Source organism: Hymenobacter sp. B1770 (assembly GCF_049896385.1).
Classification (GTDB): domain Bacteria; phylum Bacteroidota; class Bacteroidia; order Cytophagales; family Hymenobacteraceae; genus Hymenobacter.
Genome location: NZ_JAFCUF010000001.1, coordinates 384,512 through 406,493 on the forward strand (window position 1 = coordinate 384,512; position 21,982 = coordinate 406,493).

Below are 21,982 nucleotides of genomic sequence, written 5' to 3' on the forward strand. Positions count from 1 at the left end.
CAAACCGGCTGTAAAGCGCATTTCTGCACGTCGCTGCAACCCTTGCCACCTAGTTTTGAACCCGCTTTAGAGTTCTGCAACAGCCACGGTCCTTTTGTTTTACTCCGTTGGCACAATTCCCGGCCCGTACGCCACCTTGCTCAGAAACAGCCCTCGTGCCGGGGCCGCACCGCCTGCATCTACCCGCCGCTGAGCCCAGAGCAACTCCTGAAACTGCTGCGGCGTCATCTTGCCCCGGCCCACGTCGAGCAGGGTGCCCACCACCAGCCGCACCATGCCCCGCACGAAGCGGTTGGCCCGAATACGGAACACCAGCCCGCCAGGAGCGGGGTGCCACGCGGCTTCGTAGCAGTAGCACACGTAGTGGTCGACGCCGCCCTTTACTTTGGAAAAGGAGGTGAAATCGAACTGCCCAATCATACAAGCAGCGGCTTCGTTCATGGCCGCTACGTCGGGCGTGCGGTCGAGGTGCAGGGCGTGGTCGCGCCGGAAGGGGTCGGGCTGCGGCGTGAGCACAAAGTAGTCGTAGGTGCGCTCTTCGGCCGAGAAGCGAGCGTGGTCGCTGCCGGCCACGGGGTGCAGGCGCAGGGCAGCAATGTCGGTGGGCAGGGCGCGGCGCAGGCGGTAGAGCAGAAGGTCCAGCGTGAGGTTTTCGGGCAGTTCGGCATCGAAGTGCGCTACCTGATGGCTGGCGTGCACGCCGGTGTCAGTGCGCCCGCTGCCCAGGCTGTGGATGGGCTGCCGCAACACCTGCGAAAGACAACGGTCGACTTCGGCCTGCACGGTGAGGGTATTGGGCTGCACCTGCCAGCCGTGGTAGCGCGTGCCGTCGTAGGCGAAATGGAGGAAGTAACGCATTAAAATAAACTAGCGCACCAGCGCGAATAGCATGCCGTCCATGGTGTGCCCGTCTTTGGTGACGGCGTGCCGCAGGCACGCCTCCAGGGTAAAGCCAGCTTTTTCGAGCACCCGCCCGGAGGTAGCATTATGGGCAAAAACTACGGCATAAATCCGAGCCAAATCGTGGTGAGCAAAGCCGTAGTCTGCCAGCGCCCGCACCGCAGCCGTGGCAATGCCCCGGCCCCAGTGCGCCCGGCCCAGCCAGTAGCCAATTTCGGCCGAGCGCCGGCTCACGTCGTGCTTAAACAATAAGCTTATGCTGCCCACGGCCTCGCCGGCTACTTCCACGCACAAGTGCAGGCCGCGCTGGCCTTCCTCGCTGTTCACCATGGCGATGTAGGCTTCGGCATCTGCCAAGGAATACGGATGCGGAAACCGGTCGCGCAGGTTTAGCCAGATGCCGCGGTCGTTGGCATGCATTGCCAGGCTGGGCGCATCGGCGGGCGCGAAGGGTCGAAGCAACGCGCCCGCTTCGGGCAGTGGCAGCACTGGCATGGCGGCAGAGAAAAAAGCTGCAACTACAGCTTCTCGTAAATCACAGAAGCGCCCTGGCCTACGCCCACGCACATGGTGGCCAAGCCGTAACGCACGCCGTCGCGGCGGTGCATCTCGTGCAGCAACGTGGCCGTGATGCGGGCGCCCGCGCTTCCCAGCGGGTGGCCTAGGGCAATGGAGCCGCCGTTCACGTTCACTTTGTCCATGTCGAGGCCTAGCTCGCGAACGCAGGCAATACTTTGGGCTGCGAACGCTTCGTTCAGCTCTATTAAGTCGATGTCGTTTATGGTGAGACCGGCCCGCTGCAGCACTTTTTGAGTGGCCGGAATCGGGCCCAGGCCCATCACCGATGGGTCGACGCCCGCCACCGCTGAGGCTACTACCCGGGCCATGGGCTTGAGGTCGTAGCGCTTGAGGGCCTCTTCGCTCACGAGCAGCACAGCAGCCGCGCCGTCGTTGATGCCCGCGGAGTTGCCGGCCGTCACGGTGCCGCCTTCGGGCTGGAACGCGGGCTTGAGAGTGGCCAGCTTTTCCAGCGAAGAGAAGCGGGGCTGCTCGTCGGTGTCAAACAACGCCGTGTCGCCTTTGGGCTGCGGAATGAACACGGGCACAATTTCCTTGCGGAAACGTCCTTTCTCCAGGGCCCGAGCATACTTGCGCTGGCTTTCGAAGGCAAAGGCGTCCTGCTCCTGGCGGGTGACGTTGAACTGCTTGGCCACGTTCTCGGCCGTCTGACCCATGGCAAAGGGGTAGTGCAGCTTGGTGAGGCGCGGGTTGATAAAGCGCCAGCCCAGCGTGGTGTCGTGGGCGGTCAGCTCGCGGCCGAAAGCCGACTCCGACTTGGCCATGACAAACGGCGCGCGGGTCATGCTTTCGCTGCCGCCGGCCAGGTACACGTCGCCCTCCCCGGACTTGATGGCCCGGGCGGCGTCCATGATGCTTTGCAGGCCCGAGGCACAGAGTCGGTTTACGGTGTTGCCGGGCACGGTGATGGGCAGGCCCGCCAGCAGCGCGGCCATGCGGGCCACGTTGCGGTTGTCTTCACCGGCTTGGTTGGCAGCTCCGAGGATGACGTCCTCAATGGCGGCTTTATCAACGGAAGGATTGCGGCGCATAAGCTCACGAAGTACGTGGGCGGCCAAATCATCGGGGCGGACGCTGCTGAGCGCGCCGGCAAATTTTCCAATCGGGGTACGCACGGCGTCCACGATATAAGCAGTTGGCATTCGAATTATCAATAGCGGCGTAAACGCCGGATGGGACTAAATTTGTGGCCCCGACACGGATGCGGGGCATTTTTTACTAACAGCAAAGATGATACAAAGAATCCAAAGCGTGTTTTTACTGTTGCTGGCCCTGGCTATGCTCAGCATGTTAGCGTTGCCCCTATGGCACAAAATTGACGGCCTTACCAATCAGGAGCTGACCCTCACGGCCTTCGGCTTCACCCCCAAAGGCATGCAATTGCCGGCTTCTACGGGCCCTGTTTGGCTTATCGGCTTGCTGGCTGGGGGCTCCGCAGCAGTGGCCATCTTCGAGATTTTTCAGTTTCGCAACCGCGGCAAACAGCTGCTGCTCGGCACCGTCAACCTGCTTCTGATTACGGCCACCATTGGAGCGGGCTTTTATTTCTCCAGCCAAGGCGAACAGATGCTCAACGTAAAGCTGGCAGGCCAGTACATGGCCGGATTTTACCTGCCAACCCTGGCTTTGATGCTGAACCTGCTGGCCAACCGCTTCATCCGGCGCGATGAGCAGCTGGTGCGCAGCATGGACCGCTTGCGGTAAACGAGAGCTAAGTAGAGAAGCAAGCATACAAAAAAAAAGGCCGCTGTAGTATCTACAGCGGCCTTTTCTTGTTCAAGCAGCACCGTTCAAGAGGAGCCTCACATTCTATTGGTCAGCACGCACGGCCTGCTGCACTTCCTGCACGCTAGCATCGTACTCGAACGCTTCATAAATCCGGTAAAAATTTTGCGGGTCGGTGAGGTGTGAGTGCGCGTACTTGGCGAGCTCAATGCGCGAAGCCTCAAATTCCATGGTGCGGAGCAGGCGCTTCAAGTCGTCGGTTTGCAGGCTGCTTTGGGCCAGGGCTTCTTTGGCAATGCTTAGTTTGCTGGCCTCAAAGGGGCGCTGCTGCACAGCTTGTATTAAGGCGTCAACATCTTGCGGAGCCATAATGCGGTAGCTGCTAGCGGCCGAGCCGGGGTAGTAGCCCCCGCCGTTGGGTGTGTTGCCGTAGCCGGGGCCGTTGTTGCTGTTCCCGTACCCGTTGTTGCCGCCGTAGTGGGGTGCATTGCCGTTCTGGCCATAGGGCAAGGGGCTGTTGTAGTTGCCTTGGCGGCCATAACCGTTGTCATAATAATCATTGGCTCGGCCCCGGTTTGGGCCATATAATGGCACGGCTGCTACTTGCCGCAGGCCCAAGGGCCGCCCGGGGCGGGCAATCAATACAAATGAAGTTTCCAAGCCGGGCTCCAACCACACGCGGCTTCGGAACCGCACGGCCCCACCATAAGCCGTGGGCACGGTAAAATCAGCCCAGTGCAGGCCGGGCACCAGTTGGTCGACGCGCACTTGCCGGGCCATGCCCCGGGTGAGGGGGCGCCCGTCGAGCACGAGGCCAAAAGGCGCGCCGCGCTCCGAAGAAAAGTTGACATTGGCAGGCGGAGGCAGATAAGCCAGCGCAGGGGCCACGGTGGCAAACAAGCCAACCAGGGCAAGGAGTAGAGCCTTTTTCATGGCGCAGAAAGGTGAGAGCCAACCACAGGGGCGGGTTGGTGATTCGCTATTTTCAAAACTTATGCCATGTTTAGAAGCCTCGGCAGCCGAGGGCTATTCGCGCCCGTTCGGTACAAATAAGCGCCACGAAAAAGGCCCCGCAACACAAGTTGCGGGGCCTTTGGCAGAGAAAAATTGTCTCGGTTATTGCGCCACTCGGGTCACTTTGAACTCGGTGCGGCGGTTGCGCTGGTATTCTTCCTCCGACTTGGGGGCTGCTATAATCGGGCGGGTTTCGCCGTAGCCTTTGGCCGTGATGCGAGACTTGTCGATGCCTTTGCTCACTATGTAGTCGACGGCGGCCTGGGCCCGCTGCTGCGAGAGCTTCAGGTTGTAGGCGTCCTTGCCGCGCTGGTCGGTGTGCGAGCTCAGCTCAATGGAGATTTTGGGGTTGTCGACCAAGGTCTGCACCAGGGTGTCGAGGTGGATGGCCGCGTCCGGGCGGATGTCGAACTTGTTGTAGTCGTAGAAAATGTCTTTGACTTCAATGGCCCGGGCTAGGATAATCTTGTTCAGCGTCAGGGTCACCGGCAGCCGAATGTCGTTGGTCGGGTTGGGAAGCTGGTCCTGGCTGGGCTTGCGGCCCACGGTGCTCAAGGTGGTGCGGGCGGCGAAGTCGCCGGGCCGCTCGGCGAGGATGGTGTAGTTCGATACCGAGTCCAGCCGGGCTGAGAACTTGCCGTCGGGACCGCTGGTCAGGGTCTGGCGCTGGTTGTTCGGGCCGATGATGGTAACCTGGGCGCTGGCCAGGGGGACGGTGGTTTTGGCTTTGTCGTCGCGTTCCAGCACGGTGCCATCAACATAGAACGTCACCAGCTTCGGTGCCTTCTTCTTGAACGTGTACATGTCGTCCGAACCTTTGCCACCGGCGCGGTTTGAGCTGAACAGGCCCATGTCTTTGCCCATGGGCATGGGCGCAAAATCATCAGCAATGCTGTTGACATCGGCGCCCATGTTTACTGCCTTTCCGTCCTGCATCATAAAGAGGTCGAGCTTGCCCAAGCCGGGGCGGCCGTCGGATGCAAAATACAGAGTGCCATCCGGCGCTATGCCCGGAAAGTTCTCGTTGCCGGCCGTGTTGACGGATTCGCCCAGGTTTTCGGCAGGGGAGAAGCGGCCGTTGGAGCCCAGCGTGGCTTTGTAGAGGTCGTTGCCGCCCTGACCGCCCTTGCGGCCCGACGCGAAGTACAGCGTAGTGCCGTCGGGGCCGAAGGCCGGCGAGAAGTCGTCGGCGGTACGGTCGTTGATGTTGGCCAGGATGGGCTCGCTCCATTCGCCGCCCTTGTTGTAGGAAATCCAGAGGTCCACGCTCAGGTAGCCTTTTTTGCTGCCGTCGTTTGAGCGGGCAAACACCATGGTCTTGCCGTCGGGGGTGTAGGTGGCGCTGGCCTCGTGCTTGTTTTCAGAGTTGAAGGGACCCTCCAACTTGCGAGCAGTGCCGCCGGTCATGGTCGCGGCATTATCGAACTTGATGGCGTAGAGGCTATTGAAATTTTCGCCGTTGCCGAGGTACTTTTTGCCGTCGCGGCCGGAGGTAAATACTAGGTCACCGGTGCTGGCCACCAAGGTGCCGCCAAAATCAGATGCTGGCGAGTTCAGCGCATCTATGGGTGCCACCTCGTACTTGTTCTTGATGGCTGCTACTTCTTTGCTAGCCAGGGCGTTTTTGGCTTCTGTTTCGGCACGCGCGGCCAGGGTGCGGTTGCCGCCGCTGTTGGCGTAGGAGGTAAACTGGGCCGCTGCATCGTCGTATTTGCCGTTGGCCCGCATGGCCTCGGCGTAGCGGAAGCCCACCTCGGCGTTCTTTATCCCGCCATCCAGTGCTGCCTTGTAGAATGGCTCGGCCATCTCGACCCGGTTGGAGAGGCGGTAGGACTCGCCAATGCGGAAGTTGGCCAGGGCGGCGTTCCGGCCCTTGGCCACGTCGGCCTGATAGAGAGGGATGGCCAGCTCGTACTGGCCCCGGGCAAACTGTTTATCGCCCTTGCTTGCGCTGCCCGAAGTAGCACAACTGCTTAGCAGTGCGGTAGAGCCAGCTGCGGCACAGACCAATAGTAGGTTCCTCATGGGTCGAATGGTGGTGGTAGGGAAGGGACCGGAATGAATCTCCGATTAAGCACTTTTGGGTTAGCAATAATACTACGGTTTAAGCAGCATTCGAACGGCAAGGCCGTCTCAGGCAGGCAGGTGGCTTTTCTCTTCCTGCCCGAAGTAGCGGGCCAACCAGGTTTCGGCAGCTGGGCGGGGCCAGTGGGTATCGAGTTGCGCTTTAGTAGCTAAGGTGTTGTCGAAATAAAAAGTTTCGGGGCCAACGGTGCCAGCGGCCACCGCTGCCTTCAGCTCGCTGCGCTTTAGCAAAGTCACTGTTCCTTCCTGCAAAAAGGCAAGCCGGGATTTATCCAGCAGCTCTACGCCAAGGTGCTGCTCGAGCTGCGCCACAAATCGCACCGACGCATCGATGGAGCAGCCGCTGGCGCCGGCAATGCCTTCGTCAAGGCCAATAATCAGGAACTGCTGGTGCAGAAACTGGGCCGAGGCGTGCAGGCTGCGGCCGTGGCTGGTCCACTCCTCGGCAAAGCGCGCCAAAGACGGCAGCACGGCCACAATTTCCTGCGCGCTGAGCTGGCGCGAGGCCTGATAAATCCAGACCCGGGTTTCGGGGGGCAGCTGGTCGAAAGCAACGTACATGAGTCAGCAGTTTTGGCGGTTGGAGTTTTGAAACGCAAGAACGTCATGCTGAGCTGGTCGAAGCATCTCTACGCGTGAGTAAATGATTACTACTGCGGGCGAGATGCTTCGACCAGCTCAGCATGACGTTCTTGTATTTCGAGCGGGGATTACCCCTCGAATATGTTTTGCTATTTCTTAGGCGTTGATGCCTTCGGCCGAAGCGACTAGCTCTGCTATGTCAAACACCTGCACGCGGCTCTCTTGTTCCTCGTGCTTCACGCCGTCGCTCATCATGGTCATGCAGAACGGGCAGCTTACGGCAATGATGCTGCTGTCAAGCTCGTGCCGGCTGGGCGCGCTCTTTTCGGTTTCGACGCCGCCCAGGTTGGCCAGCGCCTCGGCTGCGCCGCTCAGGGTGGCCAAGGCTTCCTGGGTGCGTTCCACGTTGATGTCCTTTTTGCCGGGCTCGGGCTCTTTCCACATTTGGGCGCCGCCGGCACCGCAGCAGAGGCCGTTGGCGCGGCTGCGCTTCATCTCCACCAAGTCGGCGTCGAGGGCGGCCAGGACGTCGCGCGGGGCCTCGTAAATGTTGTTGGCGCGGCCCAGGTAGCAGGGGTCGTGGAAGGTGATGCGGCGGCCCTTGAAGCTCTCGCCCCCGGTCACGCCCACTTTGCCTTCGTTGATGAGCTGCTGCAGGTAGGTGCTGTGGTGAATGACTTCGTAGTCGCCTCCCAGCGCGGGGTACTCGTTTTTGATGGTGTTGAAGCAGTGGGGGCAGGCCGTCACGATTTTCTTGATGCCGTAGCCGTTCAGCGTCGAGATGTTCTGCATGGCCTGCATCTGAAACAGGAATTCGTTGCCGGCGCGCTTGGCGGGGTCGCCGGTGCAGCTTTCTTCCAGGCCGAGCACGGCATACTTGGTGCCCACGTGCTCGAGAATGCGCACAAAGGCGCGGGTTACGCGCTTATAGCGGTCATCGAAAGCACCGGCGCAGCCCACCCAAAACAGGATTTCGGGCGACTCGTTGCGGGCCGCCAAATCGGCCATGACGGGAACGTTGATTTGGCGCTTTTCGCCGGCAGCGGGAGTGGTTGGGGACATGGGGGATAGTTAGAACGCCCTAGCTAGAACGTCATGCTGAGCTGGTCGAAGCATCTCTACCTCAGTACTAACTCATTCGATTGGATTACTTACACGGTAGAGATGCTTCGACAAGCTCAGCATGACCGTATTTTCTACTCACTGATTTAAGCAACCGTAGCAGCGGCTTGCTTCTCCGTTGCAAACAAGTCGTCGGCCCAGTTGAACCGGTCGGAGGGCGAGAAAGCCCAAGGCGCGCCGTTGTTCTCGATGTTGGAGAACATGACGTTGAGCGAGTTGGGTGCCGCCGACTCTTCCAGCACCAGGAAGCGGCGCATTTCGATAATGCTTTCGAGCGGGTTAATGTTCACGGGGCAGCTCTCCACGCAGGCGTTGCAGGTGGTGCAGGCCCAGAGCTCCTCAGGCGTCACTTTGCCACGGAGCAGGGTGACCTCGTTTGGGCCTTTATATTTTTCTTCTGTGTCCTCGCCATAAACAGCCCGTTGATGAGCACCAGCCGTCACGGGCTCGTGCTTGGCCTCGGGGCCGTACATGTTAGGCCGGAAAATAAGCGGCGACTCGTACTTCTCCTCCATCCGGTCGCGGGTGTCCATGATGATTTTACGCGGCGAGAGCAGCTTGCCCGTGAGGTTGGCGGGGCACACCGAGGTGCAGCGCCCGCACTCCGTGCAGGAATAGGCATTCATCAGGGCGGTCCAGGGCAGGTCTTCCACGTCTTTAGCACCGAAGGAGGTGGGCGCCAGGGCCGAGCCGTCGGGGCCCACGGCGGGGGGCGGCACCACGTAGCTGGGGTCCATCATGGCCTTCACCTCGTGGGTGATGCTTTCCACGTTGCTGAACTGGCCCTGGGGTACCAGCCGCGAAAACCACACGTTGGGGAAGGTGATGATGATGTGGAAGTGCTTGGAGCTGGGCAGGTAGTTCAGAAACAGGAAGATGCCGATGATATGAGCCCACCAGCCCACACGCTCCAGCACGTGCAGGGCGCTTTCGTTGGCCGGAAACAAACCCGTGAGCAGGCCGCTGATGGGGAAGGTGCCGGGCAAGTCCTCGCCGCGCAGCTGGTGCAGCTTGAGGTCGGCGGCGTTCATCGTGAACAGCGCGGCCATCAGCACTACTTCGACGTAGAGAATGATGTTGGCGTCGAGCTTGGGCCAGGCGCGCAACTCCACGCCGGTGAGGCGGCGCACAGGCTGGGCGCGGTTGCGGCGCCACCAAAACGCGACCACGGCCAGAATCACCAGCGCCCCAAGAATTTCGTTGGTGGCCATCAGCACGTCGTAGCCCGGGCCCAGGAAGCGCAGAAAGCGGTGGGTGCCGGTGAGGCCGTCGACCACAATCTCCAGTACCTCCACATTAATTACCAGAAAGCCCACGTACACAATAAGGTGCAGCAGGGCGGGCGTGAGGCGCTTGAACATCTTTTGCTGGCCAAAAGCAACCAGCACCATTTTTTTGAACCGCTCGCCGGCGTTGCCGCTCATATCGCGGCTGCGCCCAACGAAGATATTAGCGCGGATTTTTCGGATTTGCCATACGAATAGGCCGGATGCTGCCACTAGCAGCAGGAAGAAAACGATTTGCTCCAACATGCGGGTAAAGGTAAGGAGGTGGGAACGTTTGCGGCTGCAATATACTCGGCATGCCGAACACTTTTCCAGGAAAGACCCGGCGCCCAATACTTTTTTTACTATAATTCTTGCGGCATTGTTTTGGTTTCGTACCTTTGCGGTCCCCAAAGCGCATTTCGGCAATGGGGAAACGGCAACATAGCTCAGTTGGTAGAGCACAGCACTGAAAATGCTGGTGTCGTTGGTTCGATTCCAACTGTTGCCACAGAAAAACCCGTTTGCGCGCTGCAAACGGGTTTTTTGCTTTTGGAGGGAGCCAAATCGAGGGGCGGCGTTCGGGGCAATGAGTAGTTGTCAAGCCGCTCATTGACTAGGCTTGGAACTGGATTCCCGAGGCGGTCTAGCTAAAGTCTGGTGGAATAAAAAAGCTCGTTCGGATTCAGTCGGGGCCTGAAACGGTTCCCACTTTAGTTCCCTGCTGAAACGATACACTGATGGCGAGACCGCTCTAAAAGCGAAGGCGCAGCCCTACGGCGGGGAAGGTGCCCCGCCTTCCCGTCGCTACAGGAACTACGGGGTGTGCTTCCAGCTGCAGGCTATGGGCGATAGCTGCTTGCCGCCGGTTGTGTTGGGCGGCTACATACAGCGGCACGCTCACGACCGCAACGCCCATGCCGGCAACCATCAGCTGCTCCCAAACCAGGGAGGAGGGGTTGACTCTTCTATTTTGCAAGGAGCTGGCTATGCCTATGGCCGCGGTGAGCGCCACCGAGCTGCCCATTACCAGCATAACGTTGGCGGCGCGGCGCTGGCTATAGCTCTTGAGTAGGTAGTCGTGCCGGGCGAGCGAAGAAATGGGCCCAGCCGTTTGGGCCGTGGCCGGCGGGCCAAAGCCTATCAAAAACAACAGGCAAAGCAACAGACGCATAACACAAGTTAGTAGCGCGCCTGGGACAGCGCAGGTCACGGCTTCGGCGAGATGAGGAACAGGCTGACTATTTGATTGCTAATCTAACGAGTTAGAGGCCTTCGCAAGACGCTGAGCCGCTATGGGATGTTTCATGCGGCGAGGAGAGTTGAGAAATTATTCAGGAAAGGTGGCCCCGACCTGGGCTGCAAAGACATGAAAAGGAAGCTTTCTGGCCCAACAGGAGTAGTCGGCACTTACTTGTCAGGGGTAGTACATCAGAGGCAATCAGGCGCCGCGGCACTGTCGATGTGGGCCGTTCGTAACCTTTCGGGCTGCTTCCGCGAAAGAGATAGCTACCGGAGGCCGCTTGTGGCTCTCCGATGTCCATGTGCTTTCATACTAGCTACTTCCTATGAGTCATCCCAACACCCCCCGCGTCAGCACCGATTCTGCTGCTTCGCAAGTTCTCTCCCACGCTGGCGACGACCAAGCCCAGGCAACCGGCACCGCCGATGCCGGCGCAACTGCCAGCTCCGCCACTGACGCGCCTGCTGCCCCAGCCGGTGGTGCCGCGCAGCTCCTCTCCCAGGCCCAGCGCTGGCTGCAGGATAGCGGCCTGAAAACCACCCTCTCCGAAGTGCCCGCTCCGCTAAAGCACCTGGCCAGCCAGGCGGGCAGCCGCTGGCGCCAGCTGTCAACCACGCAAAAAGTGTTGGGCGGTGCCCTGCTGGCCGCTGGCGGCTGGTATCTGCTGAGTGGCACTGGCGCCAAACCCACCAAGCGTCGGCGCACTGCCCAGGCTCAGGCCGATGCCCTGCATGAGCTGTTGCTTTTCGTCAACGACCGGGTGGCTGGCTACCAGCGCGCCGCCGACGAAAGCAAAGACGCTGAGTTGCAGAGCTACTACAAGCACCTGATGCAGCAGAGCAAAGACTTTTCGCGCAAGCTGAACCTCTACCTGGGCGAGCAGGACGGCGGTTCCGAAACCAGCACCACCCTCAAAGGCAAGTTCTACCGGGCCTGGATGGACTCGAAAGCGGCCATCACCGGCTACAGCGAGACTGCCATCCTGGGTTCCAACGTGTACGGCGAAGAGTGGGCCCTGAAAGCTTACGAGGAAGCCCTGCAAAACAAAAGCCTCAACTGGGCCCTGCGCAGCGAAATCCAGCGCCAGTACACGCAGTCGCAAAAAACCTACGAGCGCCTGCAGGACCTGCAGCGCAAGCAGCAGGAGTAGCCTGGGCAGCTCCCGATGCCTTCTCTTCAACGCCCCGCTTCCGGTCCGGAAGCGGGGCGTTCTGGTATCTAGCTCTGGCTGATGAGAGTTTAGCGCAGCGCCATTTGCGGGGGAGGTATAAGAACGGTGTAGAGACGCGACACTTGGCTACGCCGACCTACGGTTCGCGTTTTGTCGTCCGCGCCGTTTGGGCATCGTTCCAACCACCGTTCAACGCCGAGACGCGAACCGTAGGTCGGCGTAGCCAAGTGTCGCGTCTCTACACCGTGCCAGCCAGTTTTGAACTGCACTTTTTGGCCGGAGTAAATTATTTTTAAACTCGGGTGCTGCGGTAGATTACAAAGGCAGGCAAAGGCCTAGTGCCGGACACATACTCCCGCGCCGCGCCGTGGCCCACTGCGGGGCCGGCAAGGCCTGGAGCTGCAGCGAAATGGCGGCTTGGGCTTTACGCTTGTTGCGGGCACTGGCCACGAACAGCGGAATGCTGCTGAGCACTGCTGCACCGCCTGCCACCCCCAGACCGCCTACCAGCGGCAGGGCATCAAAAGAGACGGACTTGCCCGGTGCCGTGGCGTAGATGACCGTGCCGGCCACCACCGCCCCGCCGATAAGCAGCACCCGGGCGGCAGTGCGCTGGTTGTGGCTTTTCAGGAGCAGGGCTTCCCGGGGCGAGGTAGGTGCCACCGGCTGGGCCCAGGCAGAGCTACTCGCCATAAGCAGGCACGGAAGAAGAATCTTCATGGCCGGATGCAGCTGTGCTGATTACTGGATAATCAGGCGCTGCCACTGCTGGTGCCCGCCGCTCAGCATGCGCAGTTGATACAGGCCGGGGGCCAGCTCGAGGCCCTTCACTGTTACTTCCCGGGGCGCGCCGGCTTCTAATGTTCCCTCGAACACAGTCCGGACCCGACGGCCCTGCAAGTCGAAGATGGCTACCTCCGTCGGGCCATCGGCGGGCGCGGCCAGGCGCACCTGAAACGTGCCATTGCTCGGGTTTGGATAGGCTTCCAGGACGTAGCCGCCTGGTTCCACCGAACCTCCCACACGGCCAGCCGTGGCCGAAGACATGGTTGCCAGCTGTTCCGTAGGCGACCCCACGGTAATCGTGACCGTGCCCAAGGAATACAAGGTGGGCAGGCAGGGCTCCAGGCCGCCGTATTCGACCACGTAGCCGGCGATGCTAGCCCCCGTGGCGCACGCGTCCACGTCATTCCACAGCCCCGACTGGCCGTACAGCATGGCGTAGTCCTCGCCCTGCGGCCGCCACGCGTTGCGGTAGTCATCGGGCTGGCCGGTGAGCCAATTGGTGTAGGCCAGGCCGTAGCCGGTGGCGCCGTCGCCTTTCCACAGGAGTTGGCCGGCTTCCGGGCCCGTCTTCCAGCGCCATTCGCCTTCCACGTCCTTATCGGAGGCCCCGAACCAGTACGCGCCATTTTGCCGCCCCTTCAGAAAATTCTGCTCCTCCTGGAAGGTGATGGTGGCGAGGTAGCCCTGCATGCCGCGGTAGGTGCGCCCGGCTGCTTCCGCCTGGGCCGCCGACCAGCAGATGCCGGGCGCACTCACAAACTCGTAGTAATGCCCCGTGCGGCGGGAGGCGAGGGCCGGGCCGCTTTCCTGCACAAAATATGTCAGCTCCACTTGGCCGCGGAAGCCCGCGGGGGGCGTGTAAGTGAATGTGCCGTTTGCGTTCTGGGCCAGGGTGCCCACCCGGGGCGGCTCAATGCTGGCGACCTGGAGCGCGCGGCCCAGCGGGTCGGTGTCGTTCGCCACCAGCGCGGCCGAACTGAAGGTGAGCGCCGTTCCAACGTTGGTTGATAGTTGGTCGGGGCGGGTGCGGGGTTCCGTCTGCAGGGGAGCGCACGCGGGCGAAGTAGGCCCGCCTTCTTGCTTGTATTTGACCGTCGCAATATTCGTCAAACCGAGGTTGCCGTTCGCGTTGCCGGTCACCACCACGTTGCCGCTCGGGTCGATGGCAATATCGGCCGCACTAGCCGGGCCGCCGGCGTTGTCGGGGTTTTGATACGTCGCGAACCAGCGCTGCTGGCCGGCCGCATTGTACTTGAGGGTTGCATAAACTCCATTGGCCGCCCCCGTGACGTAGACGTTGCCCGCGGCGTCCAGCGCAAGGGCATTGGCCTGGTCCGGGTTGGCGCCCGCGCTGGTGTAGCGAGCTTCCCAGAGCAATTGCCCACTTGGGGCATACTTCAGGGTAGCATAGTCTTGGCCGCTGGCCAGGCCCTCCGATGTCCCCGTGACGAAGACATTGCCAGCCGCATCAATCTGCAGGTCCCGTGCCGCGTCGTCGCCATTGCCGGGCCCGTTGTAGCGCCTCGCCCACTGCTGCTGGCCATCGGGTGCGTAGCTCACCGTGGCGTAGTCCGAGGCGGAGCTGCCCGCGACTACCACGTTGCCGGTGGGGCCAAAGGCCACGGTGGTGGCCACGTCGACGCCGTTGGTAGGGCTGTTATACATAGCGGCCCACAGCTGCTGCCCGGTGGGCGAATACTTCAGTGTGGCGAAGTCGTAGACCGAGCCACCCGTTACGGCCACGTTGCCGGCGGCGTCCACAGCCACGTCGGTGGCGTTGCTGCCCTCGCCGTTGTAGCGACGGGCCCACACTTGCTGGCCCGCCGCGTTGTATTTCACGGTTGCGTAAGCGCCATTGGAAGTGCCAGTAACATACACGTTGCCGGCCCCGTCGACGGCGACGGCCGAGGCATAATCATCGGCCGGTTGATTAAGGAATTGAGGACCATCGTAACGGGATACCCATACCTGATGCCCAGCGGAGGAAATTTTGACCGTGGTGTAGTCGGAATGGTTGTAGCCAAAAAAGCTAAAAAAATTAGACCACCCTGTTATGTACACATCACCGGCCGCATCAACGGCCATGTCGGTAGGGATGGTGCCACTGAAATCCCCGAAGCCATTGCTTTCTTGCCAGAGCTGCTGACCAGCGGACGAATATTTGGTGACCAAATAAGTGGTTCGGTTCAATCGGCCGCCTTGTTCCTTGCCCAACGTATAGACGTTTCCGGCGGCATCGGTGCCGACTTTCAGGGCTTCCACCCTTCTCGCGAAACCAAGATTGAAGTTGGCGACCCATTCTTGCCGCACACTCTCAGCCGGGGCCGATGGGGACTGCCCGGCCACCGGGGCACTCAGGGTTAGAAAAGCAGCTGCTGTGAGCAGGGCGGGCGTAGTTATTTTTTTCATGCGCAGACGGATAATGAAAGGAGGAATAAGAGGTCTTCCGGCGGCATGGTAGTGCCGTCCGAGAGATATTGGGCTGGAGATGCAATCCGCTGCTGCACTGGGTCATTGGGGTAACCTGAGCCGTACAAGAGTGACAATCAAAGCTAACGAAATATATCCCGATATTCATTACATATCTAATAAATTTTTAGCTTTATCTAATAGTATTTTTAGGTAAAATGTTTGTTTGATGAGTACAGTTAAGTAACTGCTGTTACGTGGGGCGTTGTTGGCGTGTGTCGCAGACGCGCGCCAGCAACGGGGAAATTGCGTTGCGTTAAACCAGTGTCAGCTGAAGTGCTTCCGTGCTCCTGGGGTCATATCCCTTGTTAATCGTTGAAAAGACTTGTATATTAGAATGGTGTAGCTGCCTGGACAGTTGGCTAACTGTCAGGCTTTTCTGTGCGAATTCACCTCTAACCCCTTTCGCTATGATTGCTGAACTCTCGCCGCCCGTGCAATCGCCACCCCCGGCCATGCAACTCATGCAGATGCTGTTTGGCTTTGCGGTCTCCCGCGCCATGGGCGTGGCCGCTGAGCTCGGCATTGCCGATGCCCTGAAAGACGGACCCAAAACCGCCGACGCGCTGGCCGCTGAAACGGGCGTGCACGCCCGCTCCCTCTACCGGGTGCTGCGGGCCTGCGCCAGCGTGGGCGTGTTTGCCGAAGACGAGGAGAAGCGCTTTCACCTCACGCCCCTAGCCGAGCCCCTGCGCAGCGATGTGCCCGGCAGCCTGCGCTCGTTTGTGACCATGATGACCACCGACTGGCAGTACGAGGTGTGGGCGCACTTGCCCTACAGCGTGCGCACCGGCCTGCCGGCATTTGATAAAGTGCACGGCATGTCGTCGTTTGAGTATTTCTGGAGCAACGAGAAGGCCGGACGGGAGTTCAACGACGCCATGACCAGCAACAGCGCTTTCACCAGCGCCGCGGTGGTAGAGGCCTACGATTTTGCGGACACGCAGAAGCTGGTGGACGTGGGCGGCGGGCACGGGCTGCTGCTGGCCTCCATACTGCAGCAGTACCCGCATATGCACGGGGTGCTACTCGAGATGCCAGCCATTGTGGACGCCGCCCGGCCGCTGCTGGAATCCTACGGCGTGGCCGAGCGCTGCGAGCGGGTGGCCGGCAACTTCTTCGAGGGCGTGCCGGCCGGTGGCGATACCTACATCATGAAGCACATCATCCACGACTGGAACGACGAGCAGTGCGTGGCCATCCTGCAGCACTGCCGCAACGGCATGACGGCTAATGGCAAGGTGCTGGTGGTGGAAATGGTACTGCCCGAAGGCAACGAGCCCTCCCTGGGCAAGTTTCTGGACCTGCAGATGCTGCTGTTTCTGCCCGGCTGCGAACGCACCGAAGCCGAATACCGCCAGCTCTTCGACCGGGCCGGCCTGGAGCTGACCCGGATTATTCCCACCAAGTCGCCCTTCAGCATCGTGGAAGGCATCTCCAAAACGACGTAATCCTTTAATAACTATATGTAACCGACACGGACGTAGAGACGCATATTTGCGTCTCAATCGTTGAACGGTCAGGGGCGAACGATGGGGCGCGAGCGGCGCGGATGCCGAGACGCAAATATGCGTCTCTACGTCGTTGCCCGGTCAGCGGCAAGCGGCGCTAACAGTGCCCCGGGGGCTAGCGGAAGAGGCTGTCTTCTTTGCCCGATTCGTCTTTCCAGCGGGCGGGGTTCTCGGCGATGTAGCGCTGGATTTTCTCCTGTTCCTGGCTGTTGCGCACCACCCGGTCGTGGAAGCGGGGCTGCCAGGCGAAGGGCACCTGCTGCTGCTGCTGGAGGCGCGACGTAACGCCGGCTTTGAAGCCGCGCACCACGGCGGCCAGGTTGTCGCGCTGGGGCCCAAACCGGTTCTCAAAGGCTGGTGGGGGCAGCAGGCTGGTGGGTTTGTCGAAGAGCAACAAGCCGTGCACGTGGTCGGGCATAATCACAAACGCATCGAGCACCACGAAGGGAAACCGCTCGGAAATCTGGGCCCAGCACTGGCGGGCTACCTGCGCGGGCAGGGATTCCTGCAGCACGGCCGTTTCCCAGTGCCCGTCGGGCAGGATGATTTCGCCGAAGAAGCGCTGCCGGTCTTTGGTGCAGATGGTGATGAAGTACGCGCCGTTCTGCCCGTAGTCGTAGCCCGCCCACCGCGCCGAGGCTACCCGATAGAGGTTCTTGTAAGTTTCCGCATCCATAACCCTGGTTCAAAACTTTGTAGAGACGCATAATTGCGTCTCGGCGTCCGCGCCGTTGGCACCGCATCGTTCGCCCCTGACCGTGCCACGATTGAGACGCGCTACGTCCGCGCCGTTCGCATGCAGCCGTTCAACGATTGAGACGCAAATATGCATCTCTACATCGATGTGCAACGACGACGGCCGTTAGGCGGCGTAGGTGCCTTCGGTGGTGTGGCGCAACAGGGCAAGGGCGGCCAGCGTGGCGAGCAGGGGCTCCACCTTCTCGGGCTTGAGGCGCTTGAAGCGGGCAGCCGCCTCGGCCACGCTGAGGGCGGTGCCGGCTTGCTGCACCACTTCGCGCACGGCCTGCATTTGCTGGGCCAGCTCTTTGGGGAAATCAATGAGCAATGAAGAGTGAGCAATGAGCAATGGGTTGGCCTTGGCCGGAGTCGCCAGCCCACTGTTCATTGTTAACTGCTCATTGCTCATTGACTTGGCCTGGTAGGCGGGGCGCAGGTAGCGGACGTGGCCAGCGGCTTCTTCCTGGGCGCGCTCGTGGTTGAGGCGCACGAGGCGGGTGAGAATCTCGGCGTCGGGCAGAGGGGCGGGCCAGGCGTAGGCGTCGGCTACGGCGGCGTCGAGCTGCTGGTGCAGGCTGAAAACCACGGAGGCGAGGCCCTGCTGGTTCACGGTTTGGTCTTTGGTGGTGAGGGGCTGGCCGGCGCGCAGCTTCTCTACCACGTTGTAGAGGTCGGTGAGGGTGAGGGTGGGGTGCTGGGCCTGCTGGCGCTTGCGGTGGGCGTCGAGCTGTTCGGCCAGCTCGCGGATGTGGGCTTGCTGCGCGGGCGTGGCGGCGGGGAAGGGGAACGGGTCGAAGCAGCGGGATTTTACATACACTGGGTCATTACCAACACCAAGTCTACTGCCAGCGGCTAAAGCCCAAACAACATGAAATCTGCTTGAAAGTACGCCTAGATTGTAAGCATCATCAAGAGCAATAGTCACCAGTTTATTATCAGCGAGAACACCTGCGTCAAGAAACTGAAACACTCGATGCTTTGCAGTTTCAACAGTAGCTATGTAACGAGGCAAGCCCAATAAGGCAGGTCGAAAGCTGCTTCGCGCTTCGCCAAATACCCACCAATTGTCTCGATAAATTGCTCTGTTGTTTTGGTCACGTTCTGGCTTAACTGTTTCGACCACGTGCTGATAAACGTTTGGAAATCGAGTTAAAACTTCGCTCGAATTCAAGCCAAACAAGTCAATAACCATTGCCTTGCGAGACTTGCCGGTGAAGTCCTGGCCGTTCAAATAATGGCGAATGTGGTTTTCAAGACCTAAAGACTCGCCAAGACCTAATTCCTTGGCTTTGTCCTGACTCACAATGAAACCAGCACCGTGCAGCTTCACGCCGGGGCTCGACATTCCTTCATTTGACTTCAAAACTTTAGCACTATCCAAAGCAGCACCAATCGACAAGTCAGAAAGAATCTGGCCTTGCTGCTCCGCAAAAGTCACATCAGCCGCTTCGTCTCCTTCAGCTACGGATTCCGTCTTCAGAATCCAGAGCTGGCCGGGCGCGGCTACGTTGGGCGTGCGTTCGGCCACGGTCATGGCGATGCGCACGGCGGCGCCTTCGGCGGCATCGACCCAGGGGTGGTCGGGAATGGCGAAGGTGAGGGTGAGCGGGGGCGTGTCGCCTTCCAGGAAGGGCTGCATCACGCGCCGGTTGAAGGTTTGCTTGAGGCTGTTGGTGGTGATGAAGCCGAACCGCTCGGCAGGGCCGCGCTGCACGGCGGCGGCGGCATTGTACCACCAGTACATCACCAAATCGGCGGAGTCGGGCACCTTGCCTTTGTAGGCTTTGCGCAGGGCTTCGGTGTAGCCGTCGCCGAGGGCCTCGCGCATGCGGGCCGGCCCCACAAACGGCGGGTTGCCCACGATGAAATCGGCTTCGGGCCACTCGGCGGGCTGGGGGTTGGGGTAGTCGAGCACGGGCGTGCGGGCGGTTTCGTCCGGCACGGGCTGGCCGGTGGCGGGGTGCAGGCGGGTGGTGCCGTCCCAACGCGTGACGGGCTGGCCGTGGGCGTCGAGGCGGGGCGTGGGCGCGTCGTGGCGCAGGGCGGCGTCCTGCTGGCGGATGTTCTGGTAGGTATCGAGCAGCGGCTCGGCGAGCTGGGTGATGCCGTGGGTGCGCAGGTGCCACTGCAGGTAGCCGATGCGCAGCACCACGTCGGCGATGGCGGCGGCGCGGGTTCAGCTCCAGGCCCAGCAGCTGGCGCGGGCTCACGGTGGTGCCGCCGCCGAGGTCGAGCAGGCCCGTTTGCCCAAAGGCGTTGATGGCGGCCAGCACTTCGCCTTCCAGGCGCTTGAGGTGTTCGAGCGTGACGTAGAGGAAGTTGCCGGAGCCGCAGGCGGGGTCGAGGATGCGCAGCGAGGTGAGGCGGGTGAGGAAGCGCACCAGCTCCTGGCGGGCGTCGCGGGGCTGGCCTTCGTCGAGGCGGCGGGCGCTGGCGGCCTGGGCGGCGGTCCACTCGCGGCGCAGGGGCTCGAGCACGGTGGGCAGCACCAGGCGCTCGACGTAGCGGCGCGGGGTGTAGTGGGCACCCAGGCTGTGGCGCTCCTTGGGGTCGAGGGCGCGCTCGAGCAGGGTGCCGAAGATGGCGGGCTCCACCTCGGTCCAGTCGGCCTGGGCCGATTGCAGCAGCAGGGCGGCCTGGTCGGCGTTTAGGGGCAGGGCGGTGGCCTCGCGGAAGAGCTGGCCGTTGAAGCGGCGCAGGCGGGCCTTGAGGTCGGGCGAGAAGCCGCCGGTGTCCATGGTGCGCCAGAGCGTGGCCAGGGCATCGGGCAGGAACTCGAGCAGCTCGGGCGTGCCGTACTGCCGCAGCATGCCCGTGAAGCTGGCCTTGGGGATGAGGCCGGTGTCTTCGGAGAACATCGTGAACAGGCAGCGCACCAGAAACTGGGCCACGGCGTCGGTGTGGTGCCCGGCCCGCTCCAGCTGGGCCGAGAGGCGGGCCAGGCGCCCGGCCAGCTCGCGCGTGACGCGGGCGGCGCGGCGGCTGGGGTCGAGGGCGCGGGGCTCGGTCCAGAGCTGGCGCAGCAGCTGGCGGGTGGTTTCGCTCTCGAGGGCGGCCAGTGGCAGGCGGAAGCGCGTCTGGTCGGGGAAGGGCACGAAGGAATCGCCCACGCCGGCGAAGTTCGAGTACACGTCGATGCAAAACCCCACGTCCACCACCAGCACGAAGAGGGGGCGGGGCTCTTCGGGCGGCAGGGCGCGCACGTAGCCGAGGGCCTGCTGGCGAGCGGCCTGCATCATCTGCTCCCAGCGCACGCTGCCGCGCTGGGCGTGGCCTTTGCGGCGGGTTTCGGGCGGGAGGCCGAGCTCGGCGCGCTCGGCCCGCTGCTGCTGGTCGGGGGTGTCGGTGCCCTGCTTGGTTTCCAGCACGAAGCAGCCGCGTTTGTAGAGGTCGATGCGGCCGGTGCTCTTTTTAGCGCCGTCGGTGAAGGTGACGGCGCGCTCGAGCACGTACTGGTCGTGGGCGGGGTTGTCGGTGGTGGGGTCGGGGCGCGGGACATCGAGGAGGTCGCAGAGGTCTTGCAGGAAAAGGCCGTAGTTGGCGCGCTCGGCCCCGCCGGCGGGTTGCCAGCGGGCAGCGAAGTCAGAAAAAGTCACAGCGGGTAGAATAAGCGACACGGCTGAATGAGCCGAGCCGCAAGGTAGGTCGAGCGCTGCTGAATGTGACGAGAAGTAGAACGAAGTGGTTTATGGCCGTAACAGGCAAGGAATTGAGCTTTTCAAAATAATTACACAATCGTTTGTGTTAATTCCGTAATAATTTAATAACATTACCCAAAATATCTCGGTGCAATGGCCTGATATGGCCTGTGCAGTTGCGTCGGAGTACGTTAATCGATTGACTTTTCTTTTCTCTAATCCAAAAACCCATGATGAAATCTGTACTCTTTGGTTCGCTGCTGGCCATCTGCCTAGCGGGTTCCGCAACTTCTGCCTGTGCCCAGGGCGCTATCGTGAACGGCGGCACTTATAAGATGACGCACTTCGGCGTGCTTTCCGGCGCAACCACTCCGGGGGCGCCCGCCGGCCAGCCGCTGTGCCTGGATGTGGACGGCAACTCGTCCGCAGCTGGTGCCAGCATTGGCCAGTGGGTCGACAATGGCAACGATGCCCAGCGCTTCATTTTTGAGCTGCAAACTGATGGTTCCTACAAGCTGCGCCACAAGGGCACGGTGATGTATGTGCAGCCCGTGGGCCTGAGCAAGGCCGTGGGTACCCAAATCGAGCAGAATGTGCTTCTAACCACCGGCGACGACGCCCAGCGCTGGATTATCACCGACCCCAACAGCAACGGCCGCTACAAATTCACGCTGAAGAATTCGGCCAACGCGGCGGGTATCTCACAAGTGCTGGAAATCGGCTTCGGCAGCGATGCGCCGGGTGCTCGGGTTAACCTTTTCGACGACAACGGCTTTGAGCCCGCTCAGCGCTGGCAGCTGGCCTTGATAGCCGCCCCCACCGCTACCAAAAGCGCCACCGACGCAGCCCTCCGCACCGAGGCCTACCCCAACCCCGCCGGCCCGGGCCAGCGTGTGGCATTGCGCGTAGAAGCTACCAAAGCCGGCGCGGCCGAAATCGAAGTGCTGGACGTGCTGGGCAAGCAAATTTACCGCCAGCGCGAGGTGCTGAAGCAGGGCGCCAATATGCTGTCGTTGAGCCGCCAAGCGCTGGCCGCCGGCGTGTACGTAGTGCGCGTGCACCAGGGCGAATTCGTGCAGCAGACCCGCGTGGTGCAGCAATAACCGCCAGCCAGGAGATTCCCCGTTTGGTTCATAAAAAAAGCCCCGCCTGCA

17 protein-coding genes, 1 tRNA gene and 1 pseudogene are annotated in these 21,982 nt (G+C 61.3%); 5 read left to right on the forward strand and 14 right to left on the reverse strand.

Features of this window, described 5'->3' with window-relative positions; translation table 11 throughout:
- Window positions 1-99: 99 nt before the first annotated feature.
- From truA to ACP7AJ_RS01565, 3 genes are read right to left on the reverse strand one after another with little or no spacing between them, the layout of a single operon-like run.
- Entirely contained in the window at window positions 100-858 is a 759-nt protein-coding gene (truA, locus tag ACP7AJ_RS01555; protein ID WP_426058426.1) for a tRNA pseudouridine(38-40) synthase TruA, read from the reverse strand.
- A 9-nt stretch (window positions 859-867) separates the two neighbouring features.
- Window positions 868-1,395, reverse strand: coding sequence for a GNAT family N-acetyltransferase (locus ACP7AJ_RS01560; protein ID WP_426058427.1), 528 nt, complete (start codon window positions 1,393-1,395; stop codon window positions 868-870).
- 23 nt (window positions 1,396-1,418) lie between these two features.
- A complete protein-coding gene (locus ACP7AJ_RS01565) occupies window positions 1,419-2,621 on the reverse strand; it encodes a thiolase family protein (protein ID WP_426058428.1) in 1,203 nt (400 codons plus the stop codon).
- 88 nt (window positions 2,622-2,709) lie between these two features.
- Here ACP7AJ_RS01565 and ACP7AJ_RS01570 point away from each other — a divergent pair, with 88 nt between their 5' ends.
- Window positions 2,710-3,183: a DUF4293 domain-containing protein gene (locus tag ACP7AJ_RS01570; protein WP_426058429.1), complete on the forward strand. Its 474-nt coding sequence runs from the start codon at window positions 2,710-2,712 to the stop codon at window positions 3,181-3,183.
- Window positions 3,184-3,288: 105 nt separating this feature from the next.
- On the opposite strand, the gene ACP7AJ_RS01575 is transcribed toward ACP7AJ_RS01570, so the two are convergent.
- From ACP7AJ_RS01575 to ACP7AJ_RS01595, 5 genes are all read right to left on the reverse strand, one after another.
- Window positions 3,289-4,137: a DUF4476 domain-containing protein gene (locus tag ACP7AJ_RS01575; RefSeq protein WP_426058430.1), complete on the reverse strand. Its 849-nt coding sequence runs from the start codon at window positions 4,135-4,137 to the stop codon at window positions 3,289-3,291.
- A gap of 183 nt (window positions 4,138-4,320) precedes the next feature.
- Entirely contained in the window at window positions 4,321-6,243 is a 1,923-nt protein-coding gene (locus ACP7AJ_RS01580; RefSeq protein WP_426058431.1) for an OmpA family protein, read from the reverse strand.
- Window positions 6,244-6,351: 108 nt separating this feature from the next.
- On the reverse strand, window positions 6,352-6,864 hold the full coding sequence (locus ACP7AJ_RS01585; RefSeq protein WP_426058432.1) for a hypothetical protein: 513 nt from the start codon (window positions 6,862-6,864) through the stop codon (window positions 6,352-6,354).
- A 177-nt stretch (window positions 6,865-7,041) separates the two neighbouring features.
- Window positions 7,042-7,893 (reverse strand): (Fe-S)-binding protein, encoded by an 852-nt coding sequence (locus ACP7AJ_RS01590; protein WP_426058894.1) that lies wholly within the window; start codon window positions 7,891-7,893, stop codon window positions 7,042-7,044.
- 200 nt (window positions 7,894-8,093) lie between these two features.
- Complete coding sequence (locus ACP7AJ_RS01595; RefSeq protein WP_426058433.1) at window positions 8,094-9,539, reverse strand: 4Fe-4S dicluster domain-containing protein; 1,446 nt, start codon at window positions 9,537-9,539, stop codon at window positions 8,094-8,096.
- A gap of 171 nt (window positions 9,540-9,710) precedes the next feature.
- Here ACP7AJ_RS01595 and ACP7AJ_RS01600 point away from each other — a divergent pair.
- Window positions 9,711-9,783, forward strand: a tRNA-Phe gene (locus ACP7AJ_RS01600).
- 243 nt (window positions 9,784-10,026) lie between these two features.
- On the opposite strand, the gene ACP7AJ_RS01605 is transcribed toward ACP7AJ_RS01600, so the two are convergent.
- Entirely contained in the window at window positions 10,027-10,446 is a 420-nt protein-coding gene (locus ACP7AJ_RS01605; protein WP_426058434.1) for a hypothetical protein, read from the reverse strand.
- Window positions 10,447-10,840: 394 nt separating this feature from the next.
- Here ACP7AJ_RS01605 and ACP7AJ_RS01610 point away from each other — a divergent pair, with 394 nt between their 5' ends.
- Window positions 10,841-11,665 carry a PA2169 family four-helix-bundle protein gene (locus tag ACP7AJ_RS01610; protein ID WP_426058435.1) on the forward strand — a complete coding sequence of 275 codons (825 nt, stop codon included), beginning with the start codon at window positions 10,841-10,843 and terminating at the stop codon, window positions 11,663-11,665.
- A gap of 336 nt (window positions 11,666-12,001) precedes the next feature.
- Here ACP7AJ_RS01610 and ACP7AJ_RS01615 read toward each other — a convergent pair whose 3' ends face one another.
- Window positions 12,002-12,406, reverse strand: a complete 405-nt coding sequence (locus tag ACP7AJ_RS01615; protein WP_426058436.1) for a hypothetical protein — start codon at window positions 12,404-12,406, stop codon at window positions 12,002-12,004.
- Window positions 12,407-12,427: 21 nt separating this feature from the next.
- Complete coding sequence (locus ACP7AJ_RS01620; RefSeq protein ID WP_426058437.1) at window positions 12,428-14,881, reverse strand: SBBP repeat-containing protein; 2,454 nt, start codon at window positions 14,879-14,881, stop codon at window positions 12,428-12,430.
- A gap of 470 nt (window positions 14,882-15,351) precedes the next feature.
- Here ACP7AJ_RS01620 and ACP7AJ_RS01625 point away from each other — a divergent pair, with 470 nt between their 5' ends.
- Window positions 15,352-16,392, forward strand: coding sequence for a methyltransferase (locus tag ACP7AJ_RS01625; RefSeq protein WP_426058438.1), 1,041 nt, complete (start codon window positions 15,352-15,354; stop codon window positions 16,390-16,392).
- Between the two features lie 175 nt (window positions 16,393-16,567).
- Here ACP7AJ_RS01625 and ACP7AJ_RS01630 read toward each other — a convergent pair whose 3' ends face one another.
- From ACP7AJ_RS01630 to ACP7AJ_RS01640, 3 genes and pseudogenes are all read right to left on the reverse strand, one after another.
- On the reverse strand, window positions 16,568-17,128 hold the full coding sequence (locus tag ACP7AJ_RS01630; protein WP_426058439.1) for a transposase: 561 nt from the start codon (window positions 17,126-17,128) through the stop codon (window positions 16,568-16,570).
- Between the two features lie 186 nt (window positions 17,129-17,314).
- Window positions 17,315-19,018 carry a type IIL restriction-modification enzyme MmeI gene (locus ACP7AJ_RS01635; RefSeq protein WP_426058440.1) on the reverse strand — a complete coding sequence of 568 codons (1,704 nt, stop codon included), beginning with the start codon at window positions 19,016-19,018 and terminating at the stop codon, window positions 17,315-17,317.
- Between the two features lie 406 nt (window positions 19,019-19,424).
- A pseudogene (locus tag ACP7AJ_RS01640) lies at window positions 19,425-20,807 on the reverse strand (type IIL restriction-modification enzyme MmeI); the annotation flags it as partial.
- 251 nt (window positions 20,808-21,058) lie between these two features.
- Between ACP7AJ_RS01640 and ACP7AJ_RS01645 the strand changes: the two are divergent.
- Window positions 21,059-21,931 carry an RICIN domain-containing protein gene (locus ACP7AJ_RS01645; protein WP_426058441.1) on the forward strand — a complete coding sequence of 291 codons (873 nt, stop codon included), beginning with the start codon at window positions 21,059-21,061 and terminating at the stop codon, window positions 21,929-21,931.
- Window positions 21,932-21,982 lie beyond the last annotated feature (51 nt).

What these genes read in the sequence shown, in the direction of transcription:
- truA (WP_426058426.1), bottom strand. Translation starts at nt 858, where the DNA reads ATGCGTTACTTCCTCCATTTCGCCTACGACGGCACGCGCTACCACGGC.
- ACP7AJ_RS01560 (WP_426058427.1), bottom strand. Translation starts at nt 1,395, where the DNA reads ATGCCAGTGCTGCCACTGCCCGAAGCGGGCGCGTTGCTTCGACCCTTC.
- ACP7AJ_RS01565 (WP_426058428.1), bottom strand. Translation starts at nt 2,621, where the DNA reads ATGCCAACTGCTTATATCGTGGACGCCGTGCGTACCCCGATTGGAAAA.
- ACP7AJ_RS01570 (WP_426058429.1), top strand. Translation starts at nt 2,710, where the DNA reads ATGATACAAAGAATCCAAAGCGTGTTTTTACTGTTGCTGGCCCTGGCT.
- ACP7AJ_RS01575 (WP_426058430.1), bottom strand. Translation starts at nt 4,137, where the DNA reads ATGAAAAAGGCTCTACTCCTTGCCCTGGTTGGCTTGTTTGCCACCGTG.
- ACP7AJ_RS01580 (WP_426058431.1), bottom strand. Translation starts at nt 6,243, where the DNA reads ATGAGGAACCTACTATTGGTCTGTGCCGCAGCTGGCTCTACCGCACTG.
- ACP7AJ_RS01585 (WP_426058432.1), bottom strand. Translation starts at nt 6,864, where the DNA reads ATGTACGTTGCTTTCGACCAGCTGCCCCCCGAAACCCGGGTCTGGATT.
- ACP7AJ_RS01590 (WP_426058894.1), bottom strand. Translation starts at nt 7,893, where the DNA reads ATGGCCGATTTGGCGGCCCGCAACGAGTCGCCCGAAATCCTGTTTTGG.
- ACP7AJ_RS01595 (WP_426058433.1), bottom strand. Translation starts at nt 9,539, where the DNA reads ATGTTGGAGCAAATCGTTTTCTTCCTGCTGCTAGTGGCAGCATCCGGC.
- ACP7AJ_RS01605 (WP_426058434.1), bottom strand. Translation starts at nt 10,446, where the DNA reads ATGCGTCTGTTGCTTTGCCTGTTGTTTTTGATAGGCTTTGGCCCGCCG.
- ACP7AJ_RS01610 (WP_426058435.1), top strand. Translation starts at nt 10,841, where the DNA reads ATGAGTCATCCCAACACCCCCCGCGTCAGCACCGATTCTGCTGCTTCG.
- ACP7AJ_RS01615 (WP_426058436.1), bottom strand. Translation starts at nt 12,406, where the DNA reads ATGAAGATTCTTCTTCCGTGCCTGCTTATGGCGAGTAGCTCTGCCTGG.
- ACP7AJ_RS01620 (WP_426058437.1), bottom strand. Translation starts at nt 14,881, where the DNA reads ATGAAAAAAATAACTACGCCCGCCCTGCTCACAGCAGCTGCTTTTCTA.
- ACP7AJ_RS01625 (WP_426058438.1), top strand. Translation starts at nt 15,352, where the DNA reads ATGATTGCTGAACTCTCGCCGCCCGTGCAATCGCCACCCCCGGCCATG.
- ACP7AJ_RS01630 (WP_426058439.1), bottom strand. Translation starts at nt 17,128, where the DNA reads ATGGATGCGGAAACTTACAAGAACCTCTATCGGGTAGCCTCGGCGCGG.
- ACP7AJ_RS01635 (WP_426058440.1), bottom strand. Translation starts at nt 19,018, where the DNA reads ATGCGCGAGGCCCTCGGCGACGGCTACACCGAAGCCCTGCGCAAAGCC.
- ACP7AJ_RS01645 (WP_426058441.1), top strand. Translation starts at nt 21,059, where the DNA reads ATGATGAAATCTGTACTCTTTGGTTCGCTGCTGGCCATCTGCCTAGCG.